We start from the raw sequence: 26,187 nt of genomic DNA, 5'->3' as shown, positions 1-26,187 counted from the left end.
CGCCAAAAGGTCACCTCGAAACTGCGCGCTGATTCCAAGTGCCGCGTCACAACACCCGCGGTGGACCACATCAAGGTCACCATGACCATCAAAAGCACGGCGCGGTTATGGCTTAACTTCATCGCCCTCCCCTTTTTGTTTCGAAAAGGCAGCCCAGACGTAAAAACGCCGCGGAACCAGCATGGCTGGGCCGCGGCCGTTTTGGGCTTACCTGACATGCGCCGGACAAGTCCGGCGTAACAGGATCAGTCGCGGGAAGCGCGCTTACGCTCGTGCTCTTTCAGGAAACGCTTGCGCAGACGCACGGACTTGGGCGTGATTTCGACCAACTCGTCGTCCTCAATGAACTCCACGCCGTATTCCAGGGTCAGCTCAATCGGAGGTGTGATCTTGATTGCATCTTCCTTACCGGACACGCGGAAGTTGGTCAGCTGCTTGGTACGGGTGGCGTTCACGATCAAGTCATTGTCACGGTTGTGGATACCCACAATCATGCCTTCGTACACCGGATCGTTCGCCTTGACGAACATGCGACCGCGGTCATCCAACTTGCCCAAGGCGTAGGTGAAGATTTCACCGTCGTCCATGGAGATCAGTACTCCGTTCTTACGGCCGCCGATGTCGCCTTTGTGCGGCTCGTAGCTGTCAAAGATGTTGGAGATCAAGCCGGAACCGCGGGTCAAGTTCAGGAACTCGTTGGAGAAACCGATTAAGCCACGGGCCGGAATACGGTATTCCAAACGGACACGGCCACGGCCGTCCGGTTCCATGTTGATCAACTCGCCCTTGCGCTCACCCATGGCCTGCATCACGCCGCCTTGGTGTTGTTCTTCAATGTCGGCTGTCACCAGCTCGATAGGCTCATGCTTCTCGCCGTTGATGTCTTTGAACATCACGCGGGGCTTGCTTACGGCCATTTCGTAGCCTTCACGGCGCATGTTTTCCAGCAGGATGGTCAGGTGAAGTTCACCGCGACCCAGCACTTCAAACACACCTTCTTCGTCGGTTTCGTTGACGCGCAGCGCCACGTTGTGCTGCAGTTCTTTTTGCAGGCGGTCCCAGATCTGGCGGCTGGTCACAAACTTGCCTTCACGACCGGCCAATGGGCTGGTGTTCACGCAGAAGTTCATGGTCAGGGTAGGCTCGTCCACCTTCAACATGGGCAGGGGCTGAGGGTTGGTAGGGTCAGTTACTGTCACCCCGATACCGATGTCCTCGATACCGTTGATCAGCACGATATCGCCCGGGCCTGCCAAGGGGCTCTGCATCCGGTCCAGACCTTGGAAGGTCAGCACCTGGTTCACACGGCCTTTGACAGCCTTGCCGTCCGGGCCTTCCATGACCACCACGTCCTGCATAGGCTTGATCGTGCCTTGGCTGATACGGCCCACACCGATACGGCCCACGAAGCTGGAGAAGTCCAGTGCGGAGATTTGCAACTGCAAAGGCGCAGCAGGGTCACCGGAGTTTGGTGGAACGTGCTTCAGAATCGTGTTGAACAGGGCCGACATGTCGGGGCCCCACTGCTCACCGGGAGCACCTTCCTCGAGGGACGACCAGCCGTTGATACCGGAGGCATAAACCACAGGGAAGTCCAACTGCTCGTCAGTCGCACCCAATTTGTCGAACAGGTCAAAAGCAGCGTTCACCACTTTGTCAGGGTTCGCACCGGGCTTGTCCACCTTGTTCACCACCACGATCGGCTTCAGACCCAAGGCCAAGGCCTTCTTGGTCACGAAGCGGGTCTGGGGCATGGGGCCTTCTTGGGCATCGATCAGCAACAACACGCTGTCAACCATGGACAAGGCGCGCTCTACTTCACCGCCGAAGTCCGCGTGTCCGGGGGTGTCCACGATGTTGATGTGAGTGCCTTCCCAGCTCACTGCGCAGTTCTTGGCCAGAATCGTGATGCCACGTTCTTTTTCGATGGCGTTGTTGTCCATCACGGTGTCGACCACTTTTTCGTGCTCGGCGAAGGTGCCGGACTGACGCAGCAACTGGTCCACCATGGTGGTTTTACCGTGGTCAACGTGCGCAATGATGGCGATGTTTCGGATTTGTTTACTCATGGTTCACTTTCTTGCTTAAGCCACAGGGGCCCAGTTTTCGCTACTCTGTTTCAAACTTGTTTCCATGGCGGCTTGCTGCCCCAGGGTTTCACTGATTTCCAGCGGACTCAACAACCGCACCGGGATCAGCTCCCCGGCCTTGACCTGCGCCGTACCCAACAAGGCTTTGGGGGAAGCGGCGTACACCGCGACCTGTTCTACGTCGGCCCAACTCCCGCGCCGCCGCATTCCACTCAAAAATCGTGCCGCATTGTCACTGTCCAATGTGACAGCGACATGCTGCGCCAGCAACGCGTCCACCGGCAGCAGGCAAGCCATGCGCTCAGCTTCGGTCATGGCCTCGAGTGCCTCCAGCGTGATGCAGTGCGTGGTGTCAAATCCACCCGTCCGCACACGACGCAAGGCGCTCAAATGCGCGCCGCAACCCAAGGCCTCACCAATGTCTTCGCCCAAGGTCCGTATATACGTCCCCTTGCTGCAATCCACTCCCAATTTGATAGCAGGTTCCGCAATATCCATGAGGGCGGAAAGCCTTTTAAGCCCATGAATTACCACATGGCGAGCCTCACGCTCTATCTCGATACCGGCCCGCGCATACTCGTACAGGGCCTTACCATCTTTCTTCAAGGCACTGTGCATTGGCGGGACCTGTGCAATCGGGCCTGTAAACCGCAGCAGCACTTCATCCAGTTGCTCTTGGGTGAACGCCACAGGGCGCTCAAGCAAGATTTCACCTTCGGCATCCGCGGTGCTGGTTTTGATGCCTAGGCGGACGGTTGTCTCGTAAGCCTTGTCGGCATCCAGGTGCATCTGGCTGAATTTCGTCGCCGCGCCAAAACACAAGGGCAAGACACCCGTAGCCAATGGATCCAAGGTACCAGTATGCCCTGCCTTCTCGGCCCTGAGCAACCACTTGGCTTTCTGCAAAGCCTGATTACTGGACAAACCCAAAGGCTTGTCCAGTAACAGCACCCCGTGAACGGGGCGCCTTGCAACCCGTGCACGCGGCGCATTCATGGTGTCAATCCTCTTTGGCGCGCGAAGACACCGCACGGGCAATCAATGCGTTCATGTCTGCAGCCCGTTCAGTGGTCTGGTCAAAAATGAAATGCAGTGTCGGCACCGTGTGGATATGAAGACGCTTGAACAAGCCCGCGCGCAAAAAGCCCGCCGCCTGGTTCAGGCCTTCAGCCGTACCCACCGGATCGCCCACCAACAGGCTGAAAAACACCTTGGCATGGGCATAGTCCGGCGTCACTTCCACGCCTTGAATGGTGACCATGCCGACCCGGGGGTCCTTCAATTCGCGAGCAATCAATTCCGCCAGATCACGCTGGATCTGGTCGGCTACTTGAAAGCTCCGATTGGGGGTAGAAGACTTTTTACGCACGCAGTGACTCTCGCTTACAGGGTACGGGCGATCTCTTTGATCTCAAAGAACTCGAGCTGATCGCTTTCCTTGATGTCGTTGTAGTTCTTGAGCTTGATACCGCACTCGAAGCCTTCTTTGACCTCGCGCACATCGTCTTTCATACGCTTCAAGGAGTCCAACTCGCCGGTGTAGATGACGACGTTGTCGCGCAACAGACGGAAGTGGGCGCTGCGCGTCACATAACCGTTGGTCACCATACAACCCGCGACCGTACCGATCTTGGACGCCACGAACACCGTGCGAATTTCGGCAGTACCGATAACTTCCTCACGCTTCTCGGGCGCCAACATGCCGGACATGGCCGCTTTCAACTCATCCACGGCGTCGTAAATGATGTTGTAGTAACGGATGTCAACGCCATTGCCTTCAGCCAACTTGCGGGCGCCGGCATCGGCACGGGTGTTGAAACCAATCACGATAGCCTTGGAAGCAATCGCCAAGTTGATGTCAGATTCGCTGATACCACCCACGGCGGAGTAGACCATCTGCACCTTGACTTCGTCAGTCGACAGCTTGAGCAGGGACTGCGCCAATGCTTCTTGCGAGCCTTGCACGTCGGCCTTGACAATGATTGGCAGCATCTTGACGTCGCCACCACCAATGTCTGCAAACATATTTTCCAACTTGGCTGCTTGTTGCTTGGCCAACTTGGTGTTGCGGAACTTACCGGCACGGTAGGTCGAGATCTCGCGTGCCCGGCGTTCGTCGGACAACACCATAAACTCGTCGCCAGCCTGGGGAACTTCGGTCAAGCCTTGGATTTCCACTGGAATGGAAGGACCGGCGGTTTCGATCTTGTGGCCGTTTTCGTCCAGCATGGCACGCACGCGTCCATAAGTCTGGCCTGCCAACACCACATCGCCCGCTTTCAAAGTGCCGGACTGCACCAACACGGTGGCAACCGGGCCGCGGCCCTTGTCCAGCTTAGCTTCGATCACCAGACCCTTGGCCATGGCGTCCACCGGAGCCTTCAACTCTAGGACTTCAGCTTGCAACAACACCTGCTCGAGCAAGTCATCAATGCCCATGCCGGTTTTGGACGACACTGGAACGAATGGCGAATCGCCACCGTATTCTTCCGGCACCACCTCTTCCACCACCAGCTCTTGCTTGACGCGCTCCAAATTGGCATCGGGCTTGTCCGCTTTGGTGATCGCAACCACCAAAGGAACGCCAGCCGCTTTGGCGTGCTTGATCGCTTCTTTGGTCTGTGGCATCACGCCGTCATCGGCCGCCACCACCAAAATCACAATGTCAGTCGCTTGTGCACCGCGGGCACGCATGGCCGTAAAGGCCTCGTGACCGGGGGTATCCAGGAAGGACACCATGCCACGCGGAGTTTCCACGTGATAAGCACCGATGTGCTGGGTAATGCCACCGGCTTCGCCCGCAGCCACCTTGGCGCGGCGGATGTAGTCCAGCAGAGATGTCTTACCGTGGTCCACGTGGCCCATCACGGTCACCACCGGAGCGCGCGGCAACGAGACAGACTCTTGGCCCTGCACTTCGTCGTCGGTAAACGCTTCCGGATCATCCAGCGCAGCCACAATGGCCTTGTGACCCATTTCTTCCACCACGATCATGGCGGTGTCTTGGTCCAGTGGCTGGTTGATCGTGACCATCTGGCCCATTTTCATGAGCGCCTTGATCACTTCAGAGGCCTTGATCGCCATCTTGTGCGCCAATTCGGCCACGGTGATGGTTTCCGGCACGTGGACTTCAATGACGCGTGTTTCCACAGGCGCTGCCTGCTGGTTGTGATGGTCATCACGGTCGCGGTCATTGCCACGGCGTCCTTTGGGACCCGCGCGCCAGTTGCTGGAACGACCAGCACCGGCAGACGTATCACCCCGGGTTTTCAATTCTTTCTTCTTGGCAGGATCTCCAGCCCAGCTGCTCGACAGCTTGGCGGACTTCACCTCTTTGCCATTCCCAGCGGGTGCAGCGGTGGTCGCTGCGCCAGGCGCCGGTTTACCGGGTTTTGCCACTGCCGAGCCGTTGGCCGGCTTGTGCAGCGTGCCCTTCATGCCCGCCTTGGCGTCAGCAGCCGGCTTGGGCTCTTCCACCTTCTTGGGCGCAATCATGACCTTCTTAGGAGCAGCCATCATCGAGCGGATAGCAGCAGCCTCGGCCTCTGCCTTGCGACGACGCTCACCCAAATCCGCTGCACGCGCAGCTTCTTCGGCAGCGGCTGCCTTGGATGCTTGGGCTGCAGCATTCGCGCGCTCTTGAGCGGCGACCTTCGCAGCGGCTTCTGCAGCTTGCGCTGCTGCGGCGGCATCCACGGCCGGAGCGGCTGCTACAGGCGTGGCTTTCACGGTGGCCTGCACCTGCTCTTGCGCTTTACGGGCAGCAGCGGCTTGGGCTTCACGCTCTTGTGCAGCGGCTTGCTCTGCAGCAGCCTTGGCGCGCGCTTCCTGCTCTTCGCGTTCGCGGCGACGCTGGGCCAACTCTTCTTCTTGACGGCGAATCAGTTCGGCCTGACGGCTGGCTTCTTCTTCGCGGCGAGCCAACTCGGCGTCTTCAGCAGCTTGCGCAGCATTGGCGGCAGCCATGTCTTGCTCTTCCACTTCTACCGTGGATTCAACGCCATCATCGCGGCGCACAAACGTGCGCTTTTTACGCACTTCCACCTGGATAGTGCGGGCCTTGCCGGTGGCATCGGCCTGCTTGATTTCGGTTGTTTGCTTTTTCACCAAGGTGATCTTTTTGCGCTCTGGGCTGGCAGTGCCATGGCTATTCTGCAGGTAGCTCAACAAGCTGTGTTTGTCGGCATCGGTCAGCGGATCTGCGGCGGAGGCTTTAGGCACTCCGGCGGACTTCAGCTGTTCAAGCAGGGTATCGGTAGATTTTTTGAGTTCATTGGCAAACTCGGCAACGGTCGTACTGGACATATTCTGTGAAACCTTTCATGACCGTTACTCTTGAGAAGCGCCGTCATTGGTAAACCAATGCTCGCGCGCCTTCATGATCAGGGCCTTGGCCTCGTCCGCAGACTGGCCGGTAATATCTGTCAATTCGTCAACGGCAAGGTCAGCCAGTTCGTCACGGGTATGCACGCCGCCGTCTGCCAATTTGCCGATCAATTCAGGGGTCAAGCCCTGCAAGTCACGCAGGTTTTGCGAGACCTCTTCCACACTTTCTTCGTGTGCAATTTCCATGGTCAACAGTGCGTCTTTGGCACGGTTGCGCAACTCATGCACTGTGTCTTCGTCGAAGGACTCGATCTCCAGCATCTCTTGCAGCGGCACGTAGGCCACTTCTTCCAAGCTGGTAAAGCCTTCGGCAATCAGGATGTCGGCGATTTCCTCGTCCACATCCAGCTTTTCCATGAACAGCTTGCGACCGGAGTCTGTTTCGTTCGCCAATTTCTGGGCGGACTCTGCAGCGTCCATGATGTTGATCTTCCAACCGGTCAGTTCGGACGCCAAGCGCACGTTTTGACCGCCACGACCAATCGCAATCGCGAGGTTTTCTTCATCGACCACCACATCCATGGCGTGACGTTCTTCGTCCACCACGATAGACGAGACGTTGGCCGGGGCCAAAGCACCAATCACAAACTGCGCTGGATCTTCACTCCACAACACAATGTCGACGCGCTCACCAGCCAATTCATTGGTCACGCCATTGACGCGGGTACCGCGGACACCCACACAGGTTCCGATCGGATCCACGCGCTTGTCATGGGACAAGACTGCGATCTTGGCACGGGAGCCAGCATCACGGGCGCACGACTTGATCTCCAGCAGCCCTTGCTCGATTTCAGGTACTTCCTGGCGGAACAGCTCAATCATGAACTCGGGCGCCGAGCGGGACAACACAATCGGTGCGCCACGCAAGGTCAGGTCCACTTCCATGATCATGGCGCGGACGCGGTCACCCGTACGCAGGTTTTCCTTGGGGATCATTTCGCCACGACGCAAGCGCCCTTCCACACGGCCGGATTCGACAATGATGTCGCCTTTGTCCATGCGCTTGACGGTGCCCACAAAAATCTTCTCGCCGCGCGACATAAAGTCGTTGAGCAACATCTCGCGCTCAGCATCGCGGATTTTTTGCAAAATCACTTGCTTCGCAGCCATCGCACCGATCCGGCCGATTGGCACCGACGCCACAGGCTCTTCGATGTACTCATCAACTTCGATGTCGGCGATTTGCTCTTTGGCTTCGAACAGCAGAATTTCCTGGTCAGGCAATTGCAGACCGGCCTCATCGGGGACCACGTGCCAGCGGCGGAACGTCTCGTAATTGCCGCTATCGCGATCCAAGGCGACGCGGATATCCACATCACCGGCGTACAGCTTTTTGGTGGCTTGCGCCAGAGCAGCCTCTACGGCGCCCAGCACCACATCACGCTCCACGTTTTTCTCACGGGAAATTGCTTCAACCAGCATCAACAGTTCGCGATTCATGCCATGACTCTCCTGAACACTCTAATCAACCAATACAAATCGAATACGGGGCAAGGAACTCAGACCTCGTCCACTTGCGCCTGACCGTTACGGCCTTTGAAATTCACAATCGGCGCCAAACGGGCCTCGCGCAGTTCATCCAGTGCAAAGCCCAGAGCCTGCAAAGGTGGCGGAACGCGCTTTTTACTTACTTTTTGACCGGGCTTGGGCTCTGGGGCATCGCTCCACACGATTTGCCAACCGATGCTGCCGTCAGCGGCAGGAACCCGCTCCAACGTGCCGCGGAATTTTTTCCGATTGGCACTGACCTGCCCATTGGCAGCCGCACCCATGGGTGCCTTCAGGGTGATGTCGATCACTTGGCCAGAAAAACGCTCGAAATCTTGCACATGACGCAGGGGCCGGTCGATACCCGGAGACGAAATTTCTAGGCGCTTGTATTCAATGCCATCTACCTCCAGCGCAAACTGCAACTGGCGGTTGACTTTTTCGCAGTCCTCGACATTGATGAACTGCTCCACAACCGGCCGGCCTTCAACGGGGGCAACCCAGGGCAAATCGATGGTAATGCGCAGCAAGCCACCGGCGGAGCGCTCGATCTCAATCAAGTCATATCCCAGCCCTGCTACGGTTTGTTCAACGATGTCCTGTAATGCCACGTCTGTAATGCCTGCCTGATGTAAGGATGAAAAACGATCGACCAAAAAAAACGGGCGGTAATTACCCGCCCGTTTGGTCGTGAAGCTTGGATTGTACCTGAAAAGCGCCCCAAAGCCCTTGATTCTTAAGGAAATTACCGGCTGGCAGCGAGTAATTTTGCAGTGTAGGGATGCTGGGGCGCACTGAACACATCCGAGATGAGCCCCGTCTCCACCGCCCGCCCTTGGTGCATCACCACCACCCGGTGCGCCATGGCCTCCACCACCGCTACGTCATGGGTAATCAGCAGATAAGAAAGCCCCTTCGCCTTTTGCAGCCCTTGCAGCAGGCGGAGTACCTGCTGTGCCAATGTGACATCCAAGGCACTCGTGGGCTCATCCAGCACCAAAACTTCTGGCTCCAAAACCAAAGCCCGCGCAATAGCCAAACGTTGCCGCTGTCCGCCCGAGAACTGGTGCGGGTAACGCTCGAGCATGCCAGGAAACTGGGTCTCTGTGATGCCCACGGTTGCCAGTGCATCGACCACTCGCTGCTGCCGCTGCTCCCGGCTGATACCTGGGCAATGGACATCCAAGCCCTCGCCCACCAACTCATCGACCGTCAGCCGGGGCGATAAGGACGAAAAAGGATCTTGAAAAACGACTTGTACTTTTTTTCGGAGAGATACGTCTGTCCTGGAGCGCCCTGTCCAAGCCACCCCACCGACGCGCACATCGCCCGCATACGGTACCAAGCCCAGTGCAGCGAGTGCCAATGTCGATTTGCCCGAGCCGGATTCGCCGACCACGCCCAGAGTTTCGCCGCGGCGCAGCTGAACGCCCACCTGTTGCACCGCAGCAAATCGGCCGCGGGAAAACCATCCACGCCAACCAGGCCGGGCGACCGGGTAGTCCACGCCGACACCCGCCAGCTCCAAAACCAGGGGCGCATCCGGCAGGAGCGGCGCCACATCGCGCACTGGCAAGCTATCCAGCAACTCGCGGGTATAGCGGTGCTGGGGGGCGGCAAATACCTCACTTACGCTGCCCTGCTCCACGATATGCCCCCGCTCCATGACCGCCACCCGGTCTGCAAATCGGCGCACCAGGTGCAAATCATGGGTAATCAGCAAAATCGCCATGCCTTTGCGCACCTGCAGTTCTGCCAACAAATCGAGAATCTGCTGGCGAACGCTCACGTCGAGGGCGGTGGTCGGCTCATCAGCGAGCAACAAGCGGGGTGAGCAGGCCAAGGCCAAGGCCATTGCGATCATGGCGCGCTGGCGCTGCCCGCCCGATAGCTGGTGCGGGTAGGCACCAGCACGGCGAGCGGGATCGTCGATCCCGGTATCCGCTATTAAATTGATAGCCATTTGCGCAGCTTCTGCGCGGGATACAGCCTGTTTTTCTTGCAAGACCTCAGCAATCTGCTCGCCAATGGTGAACAATGGGTTCAGAGCGGTCATCGGCTCTTGAAACACCATGGCGATATCTTGCCCGCGGATGCCGCGGAGCTGTTGCTCCGACAGTGCCAACAAATCGACGGCCCCTGAGGCGGTGGCGAAATGCGCAGCCCCTGAAGTGCGAGCCCCTTGCGCCAAGCCCAAAAGGCTCAGCGCGGTTATCGTTTTGCCGGACCCGGACTCCCCCACCAACGCCAGCTTTTCACCGGCCCGGATCATGAAATCAACACCTTGGACCACGTCCTTGCCGTCAAAAGACACCCTGAGCTGCTCCACTTGCAGCAATACTGTCGATAAGTTCATAGATCCTGCTTTCGTGGATCCAGGGCATCACGCAAGGCATCACCCATTTGGGTCAACAAGAGCAAGGTCACCACGAGCACCGCAAAGGTGGACAGAGAGATCCACCAGGCATCGATGTTGTTCTTACCCTGGGACAGCAATTCACCCAACGAAGGCGTTCCCGGCGGCACGCCCAAGCCGAGAAAATCAAGCGATGTCAGCGCCAAGATGGCACCGCTCATGCGGAATGGCAAAAAGGTCACGACCGGCGTCAAGCTGTTGGGCAAGATATGGCGGGTCATGATGACCCCATCTGAAACGCCCAACGCCCTTGCCGCCCTCACGTAGTCCAGCTGCCGGTTGCGCAAAAACTCGGCCCGCACATAGTCTGACAGCCCCATCCAGCCAAACAGACTCAACAAGACCAGGAGCAAGCCCACGCTGGGTGCAAACACCGCACTGAAGATGATGAGCAAGTACAGCTCAGGCATGGAGCCCCAGATTTCAATAGCGCGCTGCATCACCAAATCAGTTTTACCGGCGAAAAAACCTTGTACCGCGCCCGCCAACACGCCTAAAACCACGCCGGTCAGCGTCAGCGCCAACGCAAACAGCACACTCACCCGAAACCCGTAAATCAACTGGGCCAGCAAGTCGCGGCCCCGGTCATCGGTGCCCAGCCAATTGGCACGACTGGGAGGCGCCGGGTTGGGCGCTGTCGCGAAATAGTTTAAGGTCTTGGGGCCATAGCGATTGGGGGCAAACAAGGCCCAATTGCCTTCTTGCGACAAGCGCTGTTGGATAAAGGGATCCAGATAGTCCGTAGGGGTGGCAAAGTCTCCACCAAAGGTGGTCTCCGGGTAATCGCGCACCAGTGGCCAATAAGTTTGGCCTTGATACACCACCACCAAAGGGCGGTCATTAGAGATCAATTCTGCACACAGACTCAGCAAAACCAGCGCGACAAAGGCCCACAAGCTGACAAAGCCCAGCCGATTGCGACGGAAGCGGCGCCATGCGCGTGCAGCGGGTCCGGGGTTATTCGAATGTGACACGGGGATCGACCCAGGCGTAACAGAGGTCGGACACCAGCTTGGTGACCAAACCTATGAGGGTGAACAAATAGAGGGTGCCCATGACGACTGGATAGTCACGCCGGATCACACTCTCGTAACTGAGAAGCCCCAGACCATCCAGCGAGAACTGGGTTTCGATCAGCAGCGATCCGGTAAAGAACGCACCGATAAACGCCGCAGGAAATCCGGTGACGATGGGGATCAGCGCATTACGCATCACATGTTTCCAAAGCACCATGCGCTCCGGCAAGCCTTTGGCCCGGGCCGTCAACACATATTGCTTACGGATTTCCTCGAGAAACGAGTTCTTGGTCAGGATAGTGATGGTTGCAAAACTGCTCATCACCATGGCGGTCACCGGCATGGCGATATGCCAGAGGTAGTCCACGATACGCGCCCCCCAACTCAGGCTCTCCCAATCCGAGGAGGTCAGTCCGCGCAGTGGAAACCATTGCAGTTGTCCACCAAACACCACCAACAAAGCCACACCAAGGACAAAGCCGGGGATCGCAAACCCCACCAACACGAGGGTACTGGTCACCAGATCAAACCGTGTACCTGCACGGACGGCTTTGGCAATACCCAAAGGCACCGCGATGCCGTAACTGATGAAAAAGGTCCATAGCCCAAGGCTCATGGAGACCGGCAACTTCTCCCAAATCAGCTCAGACACCTTGCGGTTCTGAAAAAAACTGGTTCCCAAGTCGAAGCGGGCGAACTGCTTGAGCATCTGCCAAAAACGCTCCGGGGCCGGCTTGTCAAACCCGTACAAAGCCTTGGCTTGCTCCAGGCGCTTGGGATCCACTCCCTGCGCTCCGCGGTAACTCAAGCCGCCTTCGGCCCCCACGCTGCCGCCTGCCTTGGCCTCGGCAAGGTACTGCTCGACCGGCCCGCCAGGCACAAACTGCACCACCGCAAACGTCAACAGCAGCACACCGAAGAGGGTCGGCACCATCAACAACAAACGCTTCAGTGTGTAAGCCAACAAGTTCATAGTTGTTTGGCCCACCAGGTGTCAATCGCCCACCCCTCACCGGCGGCAAAGGGCGGCATGGCGGCAGGCTTGTCCAAGCGCCAATGGTTGTAGGCCAAGCGGTGCGTGCTGGCTGACCATTGAGGCACTAACAGGTAGCTATGGGCAATGACCCGGTCCAGGGCGCGGCAGGCGGGCAACAACGCGTCCCGGGAGTTGGCAGAAGTCATGTGTTGAATCAGCGTGTCTACCGCGGGGCTTTGCACACCGCTCAGGTTGCCGGAGTCCTCTTGCAGCGCGGCCTTGCTGCCGAAAAGATCCACAAACTCCTGTCCGGGGTTTTGGGTTCCTGCGTAGGCGATAGAGGTCACCTCAAACTCAAATTTTTGCAGGCGCTGCTGGTACAGCGCAAAGTCCACCGGGCGGAAATTCAGCTTGACGCCGATTTTTTCCAAGTTGCGTGCCCACGGTGTGGCGACCCGAACGCCGCTTTCGTTGCTATCGAGGTATTCGAGCTCCAGCGCCTGCCCTTGGGCATTGCGCAATGCGCCATCACGATAAGTCCAGCCCGCTTGCTGCAGCAGCTCTTGGGCTTCACGCAAGTTGTCCCGCAGACTGCGTGCGCCATCCGTGCGGGGCGCTTGCGCCATGGGGCCGAAAACAGGCTCCGGTATCTGTCCCCGCAAAGGCGCCAACAGGGCCAGCTCGGCATCGGTGGGCAATCCTTGGGCTTGGCAGGCCGTATTGCCAAACAGCCCTTGCACACGCTGGTAGGCGCCGTAAAACATCTGCCGATTCATCCACTCGTAATCCAGCGCCAAGCCCAGTGCTTGGCGCACCCGCACGTCTCGTAACTTTGGTGAGCGGGTGTTGAGCACATAACTCTGGAAGCCGGTGGGCAAAGTATGGCGAAACTCTTCTTTGACCAGTTCACCACTGTCGAATTTGCGACCGTTGACCCGCCTTGCCCAGTCACCGGCGGAGAAAAACCGCATCAGATCGAACTCACCGGCCTTCAATGCCTCCAGCCTCGCCGTGCTGTCTTTGTAGATCTTCACGGTGATCCGGTCAAAGTTGGCGGTCCCACGCCGAACGGGGAGGCCTCGCGCCCAGTACTGTGGGTCGCGCACATAGGTAATGTCCTTGCCGAAATTGACCGGCCCGATTTTGTAGGGCCCGCTGCCAATCGGTACGTCCATCACGATTTGGTCAAACGGTTTCGGTACGCCGGCCGTCTCGCCCCAACGGTGGCTGAACACAGGCAGGCCACCGACCGTGAGGGGCAATTCGCGATTCGGCTTGGCAAACCGGTACCGCACGGTGCGGCTGTCCAGCACATCGACCCCTAACACCTCTTCGAGCAGGCTGCGATACCCCGGTGCTGCCTGCGCGCTTTTGAGCATGTCAAAACTGTGTTTGACATCACGCGCCAACACAGGGTCCCCATTGTGGAAGCGAGCCTCTGCCCTGAGCACAAAGGTCGCACTCAAGCGGTCCGGCGCGACAGACACGTCCTTGGCAAGGAGGCCATACCCGGCGGCGGTCTCATCCAGCGCCCCTGCGAGCAAACTGTCGAACATGAGGCTACTCAAATACGCCGGGGCAGAGCCTTTGACAGTGAAAGGGTTGTACTTGTCAAAGGTAGACACCCGCAAGTTACTGACCAGGCGCAGTTCGCCGCCTTTGGGGGCATCCGGGTTCACATACTTGAAGTGCTCAAAACCGGCGGGGTACTGCAAGTCGCCCCAAAGCGCATAGCCATGGGCTGCCCACGCACTGCCCGCCGTGAAACTCCAGAGTAATAGTGCCCAATTCCGCATGCGACAATTCTGCACTAGACCACGCATTTTTAAGAGGACGATATGGGCTTTTTAGCAGGCAAGAAGTTGTTGATTACCGGGGTGCTGTCGAACCGCTCCATCGCCTATGGCATCGCCAAAGCGTGCAAAGAACAAGGCGCCGAATTGGCCTTCAGTTATGTGGGCGAGCGCTTCAAGGACCGCATCACCGAGTTCGCCGCAGACTTCGACTCCACGCTGGTGTTCGACTGCGATGTCGGCAATGACGAGCAAATCGACCAGTTGTTCAAAGACCTGTCGGCACACTGGCCCACTTTCGACGGCTTTGTGCACAGCATCGGCTTTGCGCCCCGTGAGGCGATTGCAGGCAATTTCCTGGACGGCTTGACCCGCGAAAATTTCAAAATCGCGCACGACATCAGCGCCTACAGCTTCCCGGCGATGGCCAAGGCAGCCCTGCCCTACCTGTCGCCCAAAGCGGCTTTGCTGACCCTGTCGTACTTGGGTGCTGAGCGCATCATTCCCAACTACAACACCATGGGCTTGGCCAAAGCATCGCTGGAAGCCAGCGTGCGCTACCTGGCCGAAGCCGTGGGCCCCAAGGGCATCCGCGTCAACGGCATCAGCGCCGGCCCGATCAAGACCCTGGCCGCCAGCGGCATCAAAGACTTCAGCAAGCTGCTCAACACAGTAGCCGGCGCGTCCCCGATTCGCCGCAATGTGACGACGGAAGACGTGGGCAATGTGGCGGCGTTCTTGCTGAGCGACCTGGCGGGCGGTGTGACTGCAGAGATCACTTATGTGGACGGCGGTTACAGCCAGACCATGGGCGTAACCACAGACATTTAAGCCGAATACGCCGCTCGCGCTCATGGAATGTGCGCGGGTAGCTATCAAAAAAAGAGCGCCTACAGAGTGATCTGCAGGCGCTCTTTTCTTTGGGACTCACGTCCCTCAGAGGCGAATCAAGCCTTCACACAGTCAGCGTAGTAGCGGACCTTGCCGTCTTCACCCACTTCGCTCACCAAACCGTGCACATCGGTCTCAAAACCGGGGCACTGGGCGTTGAACTCGCGGGAGAACTTGAGGTAGTCCACCACTTTCTTGTTGAACACTTCGCCGGGCACCAGCAAAGGAATACCGGGTGGATAAGGCGTGACCATGCCGACCGACACGCGGCCCTCCAAGTGGTCAATTTCCACGCGCTCGGTTTTGCGCAGGGCAATATGGGCGTAGGCGTCGCTAGGCTTCATGGCCGGCACCAGATCGCTCAAATACACTTCGGTCGTCAGGCGAGCGATGTCGAACTTGGCGTACAGCTGGTGGATGTGGTGGCACAGGTCTGCCAAGCCCATCTTCTCGTAGCGCGGGTACTTCTGCACGAACTCAGGCAACACGCGCCACATGGGCTGGTTCTTGGCGTAGTCGTCCTTGAACTGCTGCAACGCGGTCAACATGCTGTTCCAACGGCCCTTGGTAATGCCGATGGTGAACATGATGAAGAAGCTGTACAAGCCGGTCTTCTCGACCACCACGCCGTGCTCCGCCAAGAACTTGGTCACGATGGACGCCGGAATACCAGTCTTGGCGAACTTGCCGTTCAGGTCCAAGCCGGGCGTCACGATAGTGGACTTGATGGGGTCCAGCATGTTGAAGCCGCTGGCCAATTTGCCGAAGCCGTGCCAGTTGGCCTTGGCGGTTTTGCTTTCGCCCTTGATGATCCAGTCATTGGCGCGGCCTATGCCTTCTTCGGCCAGCTTGTCCGGCCCCCAGACCTTGAACCACCAGTCGTCACCGTATTCTTCGTCCACCTTGCGCATGGCGCGGCGGAAGTCCAGCGCCTCGGCAATGCTCTCTTCCACCAATGCGGTGCCACCGGGTGGCTCCATCATGGCAGCAGCCACATCGCAGCTGGCAATGATGCTGTACTGCGGGCTGGTGGAGGTGTGCATCAGGTAGGCCTCGTTGAACAAGTGCTTGTCCAACTTGACGGTCTGCGAGTCTTGCACCAGCACGTGACTCGCTTGGCTAATACCGGCCAGCAGCTTGTGGATGGATTGCGTGCTGTACACCACGGCCTCTTTGGGGCGCGCACGGTTCTTGCCCATGGCGTGGTAGGTGCCATAGAACGGGTGAAATGCCGCGTGGGGCAGCCAGGCCTCGTCAAAGTGGATGTTTTCCACATAACCATCGAGCATGCTCTTGATGGTTTCGGTGTTGTAGAGCACGCCGTCGTAGGTGCTTTGCGTCAGTGTCAGGATACGGGGCTTTGCCTTTTTGGCATCTACCCCCTTGAGCAACGGATTGGCCTTGATCTTGGCCTGGATAGTGGCCGGCTGAAACTCGCTTTGCGGAATCGGGCCAATGATGCCGAAGTGGTTGCGCGTCGGCTTCAAGAAAACCGGAATCGCGCCGGTCATGATGATGGCGTGCAGGTTGGACTTGTGGCAGTTGCGATCCACGATCACGATGTCACCGGGTGCCACCGTGTGGTGCCACACCATTTTGTTGGAGGTGGAGGTGCCATTGGTCACAAAGAAGCAGTGGTCCGCATTAAAAATGCGCGCCGCATTGCGCTCGGAGGCACCGATGGCCCCGTTGTGGTCCAGCAATTGACCCAACTCTTCCACCGCGTTGCACACGTCGGCGCGCAGCATATTCTCACCATAAAACTGGTGGTACATCTGGCCCACCGGGCTCTTCAAAAAGGCGACACCGCCCGAGTGCCCAGGGCAGTGCCAGCTGTAAGAGCCGTCTTCCGCGTAATCGAGCAGCGCTTTAAAGAAGGGCGGCTGCACGCCCTCTAGGTAGCCTTTGGCTTCGCGGATGATGTGACGCGCCACGAACTCAGGCGTGTCTTCAAACATGTGAATGAAGCCGTGCAGTTCGCGCAGGATGTCGTTGGGGATATGGCGGCTGGTTTTGGTCTCGCCGTACACATAAATCGGGACATCGAGGTTCTTGCGGCGGACTTCTTCAATGAAGTGGCGCAAATTCAGCACCGCAGGGTCCAAATCCGGGCCAGGCGTGAACTCTTCATCGTCGATCGACAAGATGAAAGCACTCGCACGGCTCTGTTGCTGGGCGAACTGGCTCAGATCACCGTAACTAGTGACGCCCAGTACTTCGAATCCTTCGGATTCGATCGCCTGCGCCAAGGCACGGATGCCAAGACCCGACGTGTTTTCCGAACGGAAATCTTCGTCAATGATGATGATGGGAAAACGAAACTTCATCTACAGGCTCCAACAGCGGGCTAAAAATGGCAAACAGGCGCGAAGTGTAAGGACTAAATGTGGCAACGCGGCGGCAGCGTCCCGCAATTGGCCCACAATGTGGCGTCATCAATACAACTGGAGTCCCCGTCATGTCGGAACCCAACCTGTGGTGGCTGGCCGTGGGTGCGTTGGTCGCACTGGAGCTGCTCACCGGAACGTTTTATTTGCTGATGCTCGGGCTGGGCGCAGCCGCGGCGGCACTAGCAGCCTATGTTGGCGCCAGCGTCACTGCGCAGCTCGTCTGGGCATCCTTGGTGGGTGGCGGTGCGGTGGCAGTGTGGCACCTCCGCCGCTCACGCGGCCGGTCGGAGCCACCTGCGCAGGCCAACCCCAATGTGAACCTAGATATCGGCGAAGTAGTGCAGATCGGCGCCTGGAGCCACGACGGCACTGCCCAAGTCCACTACCGCGGCGCAGCGTGGACCGCAATCCATCGCACGGGCGTCAGCCCAATACCCGGCGCGCACCGGGTAGCAGAAATGGTGGGCAATCGCCTGCTAGTGGATAAAGCTTAACGAGGGAACTTTATGGAAATCGCAATTCTTCTTCTGGTCGTCGCTATTATTTTTGTGACGCGGTCGGTCAAAGTCGTGCCCCAGCAGCATGCGTGGGTGATTGAACGCCTCGGCAAATACCACGGCACCCTGACACCCGGCCTGAACTTTCTGGTGCCGTTCATTGATCGCGTGGCCTACAAGCATGTGCTGAAAGAAATCCCGCTCGACATCGCAAGCCAGGTCTGTATCACCAAAGACAACACCCAGCTGCAAGTTGACGGCATTCTGTACTTTCAAGTCACCGATGCCATGCGCGCCAGTTACGGCTCGAGCAATTACATCATTGCCATTTCCCAACTGGCTCAAACATCCCTGCGCTCAGTCATCGGCAAGTTAGAGTTGGACAAAACATTCGAAGAGCGCGACATCATCAACGCCCAAGTGGTTGCGGCCATCGATGAAGCGGCACTCAACTGGGGTGTAAAGGTGCTGCGCTATGAAATCAAAGATCTCACGCCACCCAAAGAAATTTTGCACGCGATGCAGGCCCAGATTACCGCAGAGCGTGAAAAACGCGCGCTGATTGCCGCCTCCGAAGGCCGCCGCCAAGAGCAAATCAATATTGCAACCGGCGAGCGCGAAGCCTTCATTGCACGCTCAGAAGGCGAAAAGCAGGCTGCCATCAACAGCGCCCAAGGTGAAGCGGCCTCCATCACTGCAGTGGCCGAAGCAACGGCCAACGCCATCGAGCGTATTGCCGCGGCCATTCGCCAGCCCGGCGGCGAGCAAGCGGTGCAACTCAAAGTCGCTGAACGGGCTGTCGACGCTTACGCCAAAGTGGCTGCCGACGCAACCACCACGCTGATCATCCCCGGCAATATGAGCGAAGTGTCTGGCCTGATTGCGACGGCCATGAAAATGGTGCAATCCAGCAAGTAAACACAACTAACGTGCAACAAAAAAGCCCGTAGTGCAAAACACTACGGGCTATCTGTTTCTGGCGGAGCAGGCGGGATTCGAACCCGCGGTGGGTATTACCCCACGCACGCTTTCCAGGCGTGTGACTTAAACCGCTCATCCACCGCTCCAGAGCCTCGTATTCTAGCCCGTTATTTCGGGCATCCCGGCTGATCTAGGAAACTTTTTAGAAAAAACTGTCTTTCAGCCGACACTTGAGCGTCATTGGCGTTCTTGCTCCGCGTGCACGCCCTGCAACGCATCCGCTACCGCACGGCTGACGGTTGCCTCAACATCTTCCATGACGCCGGGCAACAATACATGCAGACGCGCCTGCAAACTCTGCTGCAAAGCGTCTTGCACCACCTGCTCCAAAACGGGGGTTAACTGCACCATCACTTTGGCAATCAGATCTTCATCCGTCATCACGGAAGCCACAGGCTCCACGAACGTTGAAGCGACAACTGGAGCCAGTACCTCCTCCTCAAGCAGCACAGGAATTTCAGCAGACTCCGTCGCTGGCGCGGGGTGCTTCACTACCTCAGTCAGGGTAGGCAAAAAACGGGGGGGGTGTTTGGGTGCCTGCATCACTCAGTGCCTTTCAGCTTCAGGTCATGCCGCTGGATCGCATAGCCCTGCTGCACATATTGCTTCCAACGAAGACGGGCCGTGGCGCGGTCTTCCTCATCCACAGACACGACCTCGATTACCCGGTCAAACACATCAAAGCCCTCGGGCATTTCATGGGTCAGGTTGACTAACACGCCGTGACTCGACAAAGCGGGATGAACTTTGGATGTCAACACAACCGGGCAACGCAGATCAGGCGACGTACCGTTGTCAACACCATGCACCAAAAAATCGGTCGGCGAGGTTGCCCACAAACTGACATCCAGATATTGCACTTGGGCCGGAACGGCGAGCACCGTCAAACGCGCCCCTCGGGCGACGGCCTTTCTCAGAAGGCGCCCTACGTACTCCAGCTTGTTCGGGGCCCCGAAATGAAAGGCAACGTCTGTCACTTACCGGCAACCTGACTCAGCACAAACTCCACCAGCAGCGGCACGGGCCGTCCGGTAGCGCCCTTGGCGGCCCCACCTTTCCAGGCGGTGCCCGCGATGTCCAAATGCGCCCAGTCAAACTTCTCGGTAAAGCGCTGGAGGAACTTGGCAGCCGTGATCGCGCCACCTGCACGACCCGCCACGTTGGCCACATCCGCAAAATTGGTTTTCAAGCCATCCGCATAGTCTTCATCGAGGGGCAGCTGCCAGCACAAGTCACCACTGGTCTCACCGGCTTTGAAAAGCGCATCCGCCAGCGCCGGCTTGCTGGAAAACAGGCCGCTTCGGACCCCACCAAGCGCGACCATGCACGCCCCGGTCAAGGTCGCAATATCGACCACTGCGGTCGGTTTAAAGCGCTCTGCGTAGGTCAGTGCATCACACAGCACCAGCCGACCTTCGGCATCGGTGTTGAGAATTTCGATCGTCTGGCCGCTCATGCTGGTCACCACGTCGCCAGGCTTCACAGCTTTGCCATTCAGCAAGTTCTCGCAAGCCGGGATCAAGCCAATCACATTGATCGCGGGCTTCAGCTCCGCCAGCGTCCTGAAGGTTCCGAGCACACTGGCGGCACCGGACATGTCGAACTTCATCTCGTCCATCTCCGCCGCAGGCTTGATGGAAATGCCGCCGCTATCAAAAGTAATGCCCTTGCCCACCAGCACCAGCGGCGCCTGCGCTTTGGTAGCGCCGCTGTACTTCAGCACAATGAAGCGCAGGGGCTCATCAGACCCCTGGGCGACCGCCATGAAGGAGCCCATACCCAGTTTGGCAACTTCTTTAGGGCCTAGCACTTCGCAGCTGATTTTGGCGAACTCCGCCAGACTTTGAGCGGCTTGCCCCAACAAGGTTGGCGTTGCGTAGTTGGCTGGGCGATTGGCCCACTCTTTGGCAAACTCGACGCCCGCCACAGTGCCCACCGCCACCGCAAATGAGGCAGCGATCTCTGATGCGTTGCTCGCACCGACCAGCACTTTTTGCAACTGGCGCCCTTCGGGCTTGGATTTGGTGTGGGTGTACACGTATGTGGCGTCCGCAACCGCAAGGGGCACTACACGGACCGCATCTTCCCGGGCAGGACCTGCAAACGCGATCACTGCCTTTTTAACGACCGGCGCCTTCAGGCTTCCCGCACACGCGGTAATTGCAGAGCGCACTTGGCGCGCCGTACCCTCCCCCACGGCTACCAACAGAACTTTCGCGGCATTGGCTTGCACCGGCCGGTGCAGTGCCAAGACCGTGCCTGGCTTGGCACTGAAGTCCCCCTGCTTCAAGGCCTTGCCAATCAAGATGGACAGTTCGTCCTTGCCGGGCTTGAAATCCTGCGCAATGAGGAGGACCAGCAGGTCGGCTTTTTCATTGGCCAAGGCCACGAGGTTCAGAGGCTTCAGTTCAAAGTTCATAATTCGCTCTTTCGTTTCGCACAATGTTATTCCATTCCTCCATTCGCAAAGAGTTAGGCCGCAGTTTCGGCGCGACGCTGGTCGTTCTGGTGACCGTCGTCATGACCATGACGCTGCTGCGCACCTTGGGCGAAGCCTCGCGCGGCACCTTCAATCCAGCCGACGTGCTGATCATCATGGGCTACACCGTGCTCTCGGATATGCCGACCATCCTGTCGATGAGTCTGTTTATTTCGGTGTTGACGGTTGTCACCCGGATGTACCGCGACAGCGAAATGGTGATCTGGTTCGGCAGCGGGCGCGGGTTATTGGGCTTGGTCGGCCCTCTGCTCCGGTTCGCCTGGCCCATTTTGCTGGTGGTTTTGACGTTGGCATTCGTGATCTTGCCCTGGTCATTCAGCAAAATTGAAGACCTGCGCGACCGGTACGACAAGCGCGGCGACATCGCGCGCATTGAGCCGGGGCAGTTTCAAGAGTCAGCGAATGGTGACCGGGTCTTTTTTATTGAAAAAGACAGCAGGGGCCAACAAACAGGCAAGAACGTTTTCATCTCTACCCAAGAAGGTAACAAGCAAACCATCACCAGCGCGCGCTCTGGAACCGTCGAGGTCATGAATGGGGACAAGTTTCTGGTGCTCCAGGAAGGGCAACGTCTGGAGCGGACCACCGGCAAAAATGACATGACACTCAGCACCTTCGAGCGCTACGGCGCCCGGGTCGGTGCTGACGACAACTCCGGCCGCGACTACTCCCCGTCCAATGCCAAAACCACCCTCGAGTTGCTGCGGACCCAAAACCCTCAGCACTTTGCTGAACTCGCCTGGCGAGCCGGATTGACCTTGGCCGCCTTCAACTTAATTTGGATCGGCTTGGCCGCCGCAGGGGCCAACCCCCGCGCAGGGCGGAGCACCAATCTGATCTTCGCGTTTCTGGCCTTTGTGGTGTATTTCAATCTCTTGGTGCTGGCCAAAAATTGGGTCGAGAGCGGAAAAGCAGAGCTCGTTCCCATGCTGCTCCAGTTGCATGGCGGTGTTTTTTTGCTGAGCATGTTGTGGTTGTTCAAGCGACACAACCACTGGGCGCTCCGACTGCCGCGCCGCAACACCCGTAAGGAGGGCTCCGCATGAAGACGTTGCGCAAACTCCTGTACGGAGAAGTGGTGACCGCAGTGGCGCTGGTCACGCTGGCATTCATCGCACTGTTTTTTTTCTTTGACGTGGTGGAAGAACTCCAACAAGTCACCCGGCTGGGCGCAAGTGGTTACCAAGTGCCGCAGGCGCTGATTTATGTCGCGCTGATGATTCCAGCCCACGTGTACGAGTTGTTTCCTATCACGGTACTCATCGGCACCATTTTTGTGATGGCCCGCTTGGCCCGGAGTTCGGAGTTCACGATTCTGCGTACCAGTGGCTTGGGCCCTTGGAAGGCGTTGCGGACCTTGATGGTGCTGGGCTTGGGCTTTGTCTTGTTTACTTTTGCGGTTGGCGACTATGTGGCCCCCTTGGCGGACAAAACAGCCCAACTGCTCAAATCCCGCTTTCAGGGCAAGATCAGTGTGGGTAAAACCGGCGCCTGGCTGAAAGAAAAGCAGGCTTACGGCAGCTACTCGGTAAACGTGGGTTCCCTGGCATCGGATGCAACCCTCAAAGACATCAGGGTCTACGAATTCGACAACCAGGGCTTTGTGGTCTCTCTGACCGAGGCCAAAACAGGCACTTTCGGTAGCGATGAATCCTGGATGCTCGCCAACGGTGAGCGCACCGAATTTACATCCGGCCCAAACCAGATCCCGAAAGTGGACCGCGCGGCGTTCGATACCTTCCGTTGGCCCACCCAAATCAGCGCCGAAATGGTGGCCGCAGCGGTACTGCGGCCCGAGCGCATGGGCACGATTGACCTGTTCCAGTACATCCGCCATCTCAATGCCAACGGCCAGAGCGCCCAGAAGTATGAGATCCAATTCTGGAAAAAAGTCTTCTATCCCTTGAGCTGCCTGGTGATGGTGGTGCTGTCATTGCCATTTGCCTACTTGCATTTCCGCTCGGGTGGCATCGCCAGCTACACCTTTGGTGGCGTGATGGCAGGCATCAGCTTTGTGTTGCTGAACAACGTAGTGAATGACCTTGGGAACTTACAGGGTTGGCAGCCTTGGATCACAGCGGCCCTGCCGGGCATGATCTACTCTTTCTTTTCTCTTGCAGCCTTTACCTGGTTGGTACTCCGACGATGACAAGCCCCGCCCCCCGCCACGCAATTGTGTTGTTCGCCCACGGTTCCCGCGACCCGCTGTGGCACAAGCCCATGGAGGCGGTGGCCGCGCGCATTCGCAGCCAGTCAGCAGACGTCGAAGTGGCCTGTGCCTACCTAGAGCTCAGCCAGCCTGACCTGCCCGACACCGTGGCGCAACTCACTGGTGCGGGCGTCGGCAGCATCACCATCGTGCCCATGTTTTTGGGCGTAGGCCGCCATGCCCGCGAGGATTTGCCTGAATTGGTAACCCAATTGCGCGCCGACCATCCGGCGGTGCATTTCCACCTCCAGAAGGCGGTGGGGGAAGACGATCGCCTGGTGCAGATGTTGGCATCTATTGCGTTGGATCCGACCGAGGCATAAATCCCCCTGAGGCATAATGAATTCCTTCTTTAGCTGGAATTCGATATGAACCTTCACCAATTCCGCTTCGTACAAGAAGCCGCGCGCCGCAACCTCAACCTGACCGAGGCGGCGAAGGCACTACATACCTCGCAGCCGGGTGTGTCCAAAGCCATTATTGAGCTGGAAGAAGAGCTGGGCATCGACATCTTTGCCCGCCACGGCAAACGCCTCAAGCGCATCACCGAGCCAGGCCAGCATGTGCTCAAAAGCATCGAGTTGATCCTGCGTGAGGTCAACAACCTCAAGCGCATCGGCGAACAATACAGCTCGCAGGACAGCGGCACGCTATCGATCGCCACCACCCACACACAAGCCCGTTATGTGCTGCCGGAAAAGGTGGCACAACTCCGCGCAGCCTTTCCCAAGGTCAATGTGAGCCTGCACCAAGGCGCGCCTGACCAGGTCGCCCGCATGCTGATCGACGATGTGGCCGAAATCGGGATCGCCACCGAATCCCTGTCCAACTACAGCGAACTGGTCACCCTGCCCTGCTACGAGTGGCAACACGTGCTGGTATTGCCCGCCGACCACCCCTTGGCCCTGAAAGAGCATGTCACGCTGGAAGACGTCGCTGCCGAGCCGCTCATCACTTACCACCCGTCCTTTACCGGACGCACCAAAATTGACCAAGCGTTTGAGGCCCGCAAGCTGGAGCCTCGGATTTCGCTCGAAGCGATTGACTCCGACGTGATCAAGACCTATGTGCGCCTGGGCTTGGGCATCGGCATTGCGGCTGAAATGGCGGTCACCGATGTGGTGGAGGACATGGAGAAAAACGGCGCCCGTGGCGGCTTGGTGGTGCGACCCGCGGGCTACCTGTTCGGCCAGAACGTGACTCGAGTAGCCTTCAAGCGCAGCGCCTATTTGCGCAATTTCGTGTTCACTTTTGCGGAATTTTTAAGCAGCCGCCTGAACCGCGCGCTGATCGCCAAGGCCATGGAAGGCCACGTAAACGATTATGAGTTGTGAAACCATGACTACTGCATTGACACCCCCGCTCTCCAGCCGCCTGCCGAATGTGGGCACCACGATCTTTACCGTCATGTCGGCGCTCGCCACTGAGCACAAAGCGGTCAATCTTGGTCAAGGCTTTCCGGACTTTGCGTGCGACCCGAAGTTGGTCGATGCCGTGACCGCAGCCATGCAAGCAGGACACAACCAGTACCCGCCCATGGCTGGTGTGCCGGCTTTGCGGCAGGCCGTGTCAGCCAAGATCGCTGGCCTGCATGGCAAGGCCTATCACCCCGACACCGAAATCACCATTACCGCCGGTGCGACCCAGGCGATCCTGACCGCCCTTCTCGCTGTGGTGCATCCGGGTGACGAGGTCATTGTGCTGGAGCCCTGCTATGACAGCTATGTCCCCAACATCGAGCTAGCCGGTGGCGTCGTGGTGCGTGTGCCCCTGACTCCGGGCACCTTCCGGCCCGACTTCGCCAAAATCGGCGCGGCCATCACGCCCAAAACACGGGCCTTGCTCATTAACTCGCCACACAACCCCAGCGCCACGGTCTGGAGCCGGGCCGACATGCTGGCCCTCCAGGACCTGCTGGCACCGACCAACGTGTTGCTCATCAGCGATGAGGTGTACGAACACATGGTGTTTGATGGCCAAGCCCACGAGAGCGCTTCCCGCTTTCCCGGCCTCGCAGCTCGGGCCTTTGTGGTGTCGAGCTTCGGCAAAACCTTCCATGTGACCGGCTGGAAAGTGGGCACGGTCGCTGCCCCTGCGGCCTTGATGGCGGAGTTCCGCAAGGTGCACCAGTTCAATGTGTTCACCGTCAACACCCCGGTCCAGCATGCGCTGGCCGCGTATCTGGCCCACCCGGCGCCTTACCTCGAGCTGCCCGCGTTCTACCAACACAAGCGCGACCTCTTCCGCGCGGGACTCGCAGGTACTCGGTTCAAGCTCTTGCCCAGCCAAGGCAGCTATTTCCAATGCGTGGACATCTCCGACGTAAGCGACTTGAACGAGGCCGATTTTTGCCAATGGCTGACCCGCGAGGTCGGGGTGGCCGCCATACCGCTCTCGGCCTTTTATGGAAATGGTTTTGACCAGCGAGTGGTGCGCTTTTGCTTTGCCAAGCAAGACAGCACACTCCAAAGCGCCCTGGAACGCCTCAAGACCTTGTGATTACGCTGCTATTGATTTCATAGCTACACCAGCAACCTTCATCTGGGCTAGAGGC

At 58.3% G+C, this 26,187-nt stretch carries 22 protein-coding genes, 1 tRNA gene and 1 pseudogene; 8 read left to right on the top strand and 16 right to left on the bottom strand.

Features of this window, described 5'->3' with window-relative positions:
- The 11 genes and pseudogenes from RAE19_RS17870 to RAE19_RS17820 form a co-directional block, all read right to left on the bottom strand.
- Positions 1 to 122 (bottom strand): annotated as a pseudogene (locus RAE19_RS17870) (permease); the annotation flags it as partial.
- Positions 123 to 245: 123 nt separating this feature from the next.
- Entirely contained in the window at positions 246 to 2,069 is a 1,824-nt protein-coding gene (gene typA, locus RAE19_RS17865) for a translational GTPase TypA (protein ID WP_313876139.1), read from the bottom strand.
- Positions 2,070 to 2,084: 15 nt separating this feature from the next.
- A complete protein-coding gene (gene truB / locus RAE19_RS17860) occupies positions 2,085 to 3,086 on the bottom strand; it encodes a tRNA pseudouridine(55) synthase TruB (protein ID WP_313876138.1) in 1,002 nt (333 codons plus the stop codon).
- Between the two features lie 4 nt (positions 3,087 to 3,090).
- Positions 3,091 to 3,459 (bottom strand): 30S ribosome-binding factor RbfA, encoded by a 369-nt coding sequence (gene rbfA / locus RAE19_RS17855; RefSeq protein WP_293661605.1) that lies wholly within the window; start codon positions 3,457 to 3,459, stop codon positions 3,091 to 3,093.
- 14 nt (positions 3,460 to 3,473) lie between these two features.
- On the bottom strand, positions 3,474 to 6,395 hold the full coding sequence (gene infB, locus RAE19_RS17850) for a translation initiation factor IF-2 (protein WP_313876137.1): 2,922 nt from the start codon (positions 6,393 to 6,395) through the stop codon (positions 3,474 to 3,476).
- Between the two features lie 24 nt (positions 6,396 to 6,419).
- Positions 6,420 to 7,916 carry a transcription termination factor NusA gene (gene nusA / locus RAE19_RS17845; protein WP_313876136.1) on the bottom strand — a complete coding sequence of 499 codons (1,497 nt, stop codon included), beginning with the start codon at positions 7,914 to 7,916 and terminating at the stop codon, positions 6,420 to 6,422.
- 59 nt (positions 7,917 to 7,975) lie between these two features.
- Complete coding sequence (rimP, locus tag RAE19_RS17840) at positions 7,976 to 8,575, bottom strand: ribosome maturation factor RimP (RefSeq protein WP_313876135.1); 600 nt, start codon at positions 8,573 to 8,575, stop codon at positions 7,976 to 7,978.
- A gap of 134 nt (positions 8,576 to 8,709) precedes the next feature.
- Positions 8,710 to 10,320 carry an ABC transporter ATP-binding protein gene (locus RAE19_RS17835; protein ID WP_313876134.1) on the bottom strand — a complete coding sequence of 537 codons (1,611 nt, stop codon included), beginning with the start codon at positions 10,318 to 10,320 and terminating at the stop codon, positions 8,710 to 8,712.
- On the bottom strand, positions 10,317 to 11,360 hold the full coding sequence (locus tag RAE19_RS17830; RefSeq protein ID WP_430962582.1) for an ABC transporter permease: 1,044 nt from the start codon (positions 11,358 to 11,360) through the stop codon (positions 10,317 to 10,319). Before RAE19_RS17830 ends, RAE19_RS17835 begins: the two co-directional genes overlap by 4 nt.
- Positions 11,338 to 12,363, bottom strand: coding sequence for a microcin C ABC transporter permease YejB (locus tag RAE19_RS17825; RefSeq protein WP_313876283.1), 1,026 nt, complete (start codon positions 12,361 to 12,363; stop codon positions 11,338 to 11,340). The genes RAE19_RS17830 and RAE19_RS17825 overlap by 23 nt, the downstream gene beginning before the upstream one ends.
- A gap of 2 nt (positions 12,364 to 12,365) precedes the next feature.
- Positions 12,366 to 14,168, bottom strand: coding sequence for an extracellular solute-binding protein (locus tag RAE19_RS17820; RefSeq protein ID WP_313876132.1), 1,803 nt, complete (start codon positions 14,166 to 14,168; stop codon positions 12,366 to 12,368).
- A gap of 42 nt (positions 14,169 to 14,210) precedes the next feature.
- Here RAE19_RS17820 and fabI point away from each other — a divergent pair, with 42 nt between their 5' ends.
- Entirely contained in the window at positions 14,211 to 14,996 is a 786-nt protein-coding gene (gene fabI, locus RAE19_RS17815) for an enoyl-ACP reductase FabI (RefSeq protein WP_313876131.1), read from the top strand.
- A 116-nt stretch (positions 14,997 to 15,112) separates the two neighbouring features.
- Here the strand turns inward: fabI and RAE19_RS17810 are convergent, their stop codons facing one another.
- Complete coding sequence (locus RAE19_RS17810) at positions 15,113 to 17,383, bottom strand: arginine/lysine/ornithine decarboxylase (protein WP_313876130.1); 2,271 nt, start codon at positions 17,381 to 17,383, stop codon at positions 15,113 to 15,115.
- Positions 17,384 to 17,514: 131 nt separating this feature from the next.
- Between RAE19_RS17810 and RAE19_RS17805 the strand changes: the two genes are divergently transcribed.
- Positions 17,515 to 17,940: an NfeD family protein gene (locus RAE19_RS17805; protein WP_313876129.1), complete on the top strand. Its 426-nt coding sequence runs from the start codon at positions 17,515 to 17,517 to the stop codon at positions 17,938 to 17,940.
- 12 nt (positions 17,941 to 17,952) lie between these two features.
- A complete protein-coding gene (locus RAE19_RS17800) occupies positions 17,953 to 18,861 on the top strand; it encodes an SPFH domain-containing protein (RefSeq protein ID WP_313876128.1) in 909 nt (302 codons plus the stop codon).
- Positions 18,862 to 18,920: 59 nt separating this feature from the next.
- Here the strand turns inward: RAE19_RS17800 and RAE19_RS17795 are convergent.
- The 4 genes from RAE19_RS17795 to RAE19_RS17780 form a co-directional block, all read right to left on the bottom strand.
- Positions 18,921 to 19,010 (bottom strand) — tRNA-Ser (locus RAE19_RS17795).
- Positions 19,011 to 19,101: 91 nt separating this feature from the next.
- Entirely contained in the window at positions 19,102 to 19,467 is a 366-nt protein-coding gene (locus tag RAE19_RS17790; protein ID WP_313876127.1) for a hypothetical protein, read from the bottom strand.
- Positions 19,467 to 19,901, bottom strand: a complete 435-nt coding sequence (locus RAE19_RS17785; RefSeq protein ID WP_313876126.1) for a DNA polymerase III subunit chi — start codon at positions 19,899 to 19,901, stop codon at positions 19,467 to 19,469. The genes RAE19_RS17790 and RAE19_RS17785 overlap by 1 nt, the downstream gene beginning before the upstream one ends.
- A complete protein-coding gene (locus RAE19_RS17780) occupies positions 19,898 to 21,343 on the bottom strand; it encodes a leucyl aminopeptidase (RefSeq protein ID WP_313876125.1) in 1,446 nt (481 codons plus the stop codon). The genes RAE19_RS17785 and RAE19_RS17780 overlap by 4 nt, the downstream gene beginning before the upstream one ends.
- A 23-nt stretch (positions 21,344 to 21,366) precedes the next feature.
- On the opposite strand from RAE19_RS17780, the gene lptF reads away from it, so the two are divergent.
- Genes lptF through RAE19_RS17755 form a run of 5 tightly spaced genes read left to right on the top strand, consistent with a single transcriptional unit; the run spans position 21,367 to position 26,132 of the window.
- Positions 21,367 to 22,470: an LPS export ABC transporter permease LptF gene (gene lptF / locus RAE19_RS17775; protein WP_313876124.1), complete on the top strand. Its 1,104-nt coding sequence runs from the start codon at positions 21,367 to 21,369 to the stop codon at positions 22,468 to 22,470.
- Positions 22,467 to 23,573, top strand: a complete 1,107-nt coding sequence (gene lptG, locus RAE19_RS17770; protein ID WP_313876123.1) for an LPS export ABC transporter permease LptG — start codon at positions 22,467 to 22,469, stop codon at positions 23,571 to 23,573. The genes lptF and lptG overlap by 4 nt, the downstream gene beginning before the upstream one ends.
- A complete protein-coding gene (locus RAE19_RS17765) occupies positions 23,570 to 23,956 on the top strand; it encodes a sirohydrochlorin chelatase (RefSeq protein WP_313876122.1) in 387 nt (128 codons plus the stop codon). The genes lptG and RAE19_RS17765 overlap by 4 nt, the downstream gene beginning before the upstream one ends.
- 45 nt (positions 23,957 to 24,001) lie before the next feature.
- The gene (locus RAE19_RS17760; RefSeq protein ID WP_313876121.1) at positions 24,002 to 24,967 is read left to right on the top strand and encodes a CysB family HTH-type transcriptional regulator; all 966 of its coding nucleotides are present in this window, start codon (positions 24,002 to 24,004) and stop codon (positions 24,965 to 24,967) included.
- A 4-nt stretch (positions 24,968 to 24,971) separates the two neighbouring features.
- Positions 24,972 to 26,132 carry a pyridoxal phosphate-dependent aminotransferase gene (locus RAE19_RS17755; RefSeq protein WP_313876120.1) on the top strand — a complete coding sequence of 387 codons (1,161 nt, stop codon included), beginning with the start codon at positions 24,972 to 24,974 and terminating at the stop codon, positions 26,130 to 26,132.
- The last annotated feature ends 55 nt before the right edge of the window (positions 26,133 to 26,187 follow it).

Origin of the sequence: Rhodoferax potami (assembly GCF_032193805.1) — a bacterium.
GTDB classification, from domain to species: Bacteria; Pseudomonadota; Gammaproteobacteria; order Burkholderiales; family Burkholderiaceae_C; genus Allorhodoferax; species Allorhodoferax potami_A.
This window is presented reverse-complemented; position numbering and strand designations above follow the sequence as displayed.

Bases quoted from the DNA above. Each gene is read 5' to 3' on its own strand.
- typA (WP_313876139.1), bottom strand. From the start codon at position 2,069: ATGAGTAAACAAATCCGAAACATCGCCATCATTGCGCACGTTGACCAC.
- truB (WP_313876138.1), bottom strand. From the start codon at position 3,086: ATGAATGCGCCGCGTGCACGGGTTGCAAGGCGCCCCGTTCACGGGGTG.
- infB (WP_313876137.1), bottom strand. From the start codon at position 6,395: ATGTCCAGTACGACCGTTGCCGAGTTTGCCAATGAACTCAAAAAATCT.
- nusA (WP_313876136.1), bottom strand. From the start codon at position 7,916: ATGAATCGCGAACTGTTGATGCTGGTTGAAGCAATTTCCCGTGAGAAA.
- RAE19_RS17835 (WP_313876134.1), bottom strand. From the start codon at position 10,320: ATGAACTTATCGACAGTATTGCTGCAAGTGGAGCAGCTCAGGGTGTCT.
- RAE19_RS17820 (WP_313876132.1), bottom strand. From the start codon at position 14,168: ATGCGGAATTGGGCACTATTACTCTGGAGTTTCACGGCGGGCAGTGCG.
- fabI (WP_313876131.1), top strand. From the start codon at position 14,211: ATGGGCTTTTTAGCAGGCAAGAAGTTGTTGATTACCGGGGTGCTGTCG.
- RAE19_RS17810 (WP_313876130.1), bottom strand. From the start codon at position 17,383: ATGAAGTTTCGTTTTCCCATCATCATCATTGACGAAGATTTCCGTTCG.
- RAE19_RS17805 (WP_313876129.1), top strand. From the start codon at position 17,515: ATGTCGGAACCCAACCTGTGGTGGCTGGCCGTGGGTGCGTTGGTCGCA.
- RAE19_RS17800 (WP_313876128.1), top strand. From the start codon at position 17,953: ATGGAAATCGCAATTCTTCTTCTGGTCGTCGCTATTATTTTTGTGACG.
- RAE19_RS17790 (WP_313876127.1), bottom strand. From the start codon at position 19,467: ATGCAGGCACCCAAACACCCCCCCCGTTTTTTGCCTACCCTGACTGAG.
- RAE19_RS17780 (WP_313876125.1), bottom strand. From the start codon at position 21,343: ATGAACTTTGAACTGAAGCCTCTGAACCTCGTGGCCTTGGCCAATGAA.
- lptF (WP_313876124.1), top strand. From the start codon at position 21,367: ATGTTATTCCATTCCTCCATTCGCAAAGAGTTAGGCCGCAGTTTCGGC.
- lptG (WP_313876123.1), top strand. From the start codon at position 22,467: ATGAAGACGTTGCGCAAACTCCTGTACGGAGAAGTGGTGACCGCAGTG.
- RAE19_RS17765 (WP_313876122.1), top strand. From the start codon at position 23,570: ATGACAAGCCCCGCCCCCCGCCACGCAATTGTGTTGTTCGCCCACGGT.
- RAE19_RS17760 (WP_313876121.1), top strand. From the start codon at position 24,002: ATGAACCTTCACCAATTCCGCTTCGTACAAGAAGCCGCGCGCCGCAAC.
- RAE19_RS17755 (WP_313876120.1), top strand. From the start codon at position 24,972: ATGACTACTGCATTGACACCCCCGCTCTCCAGCCGCCTGCCGAATGTG.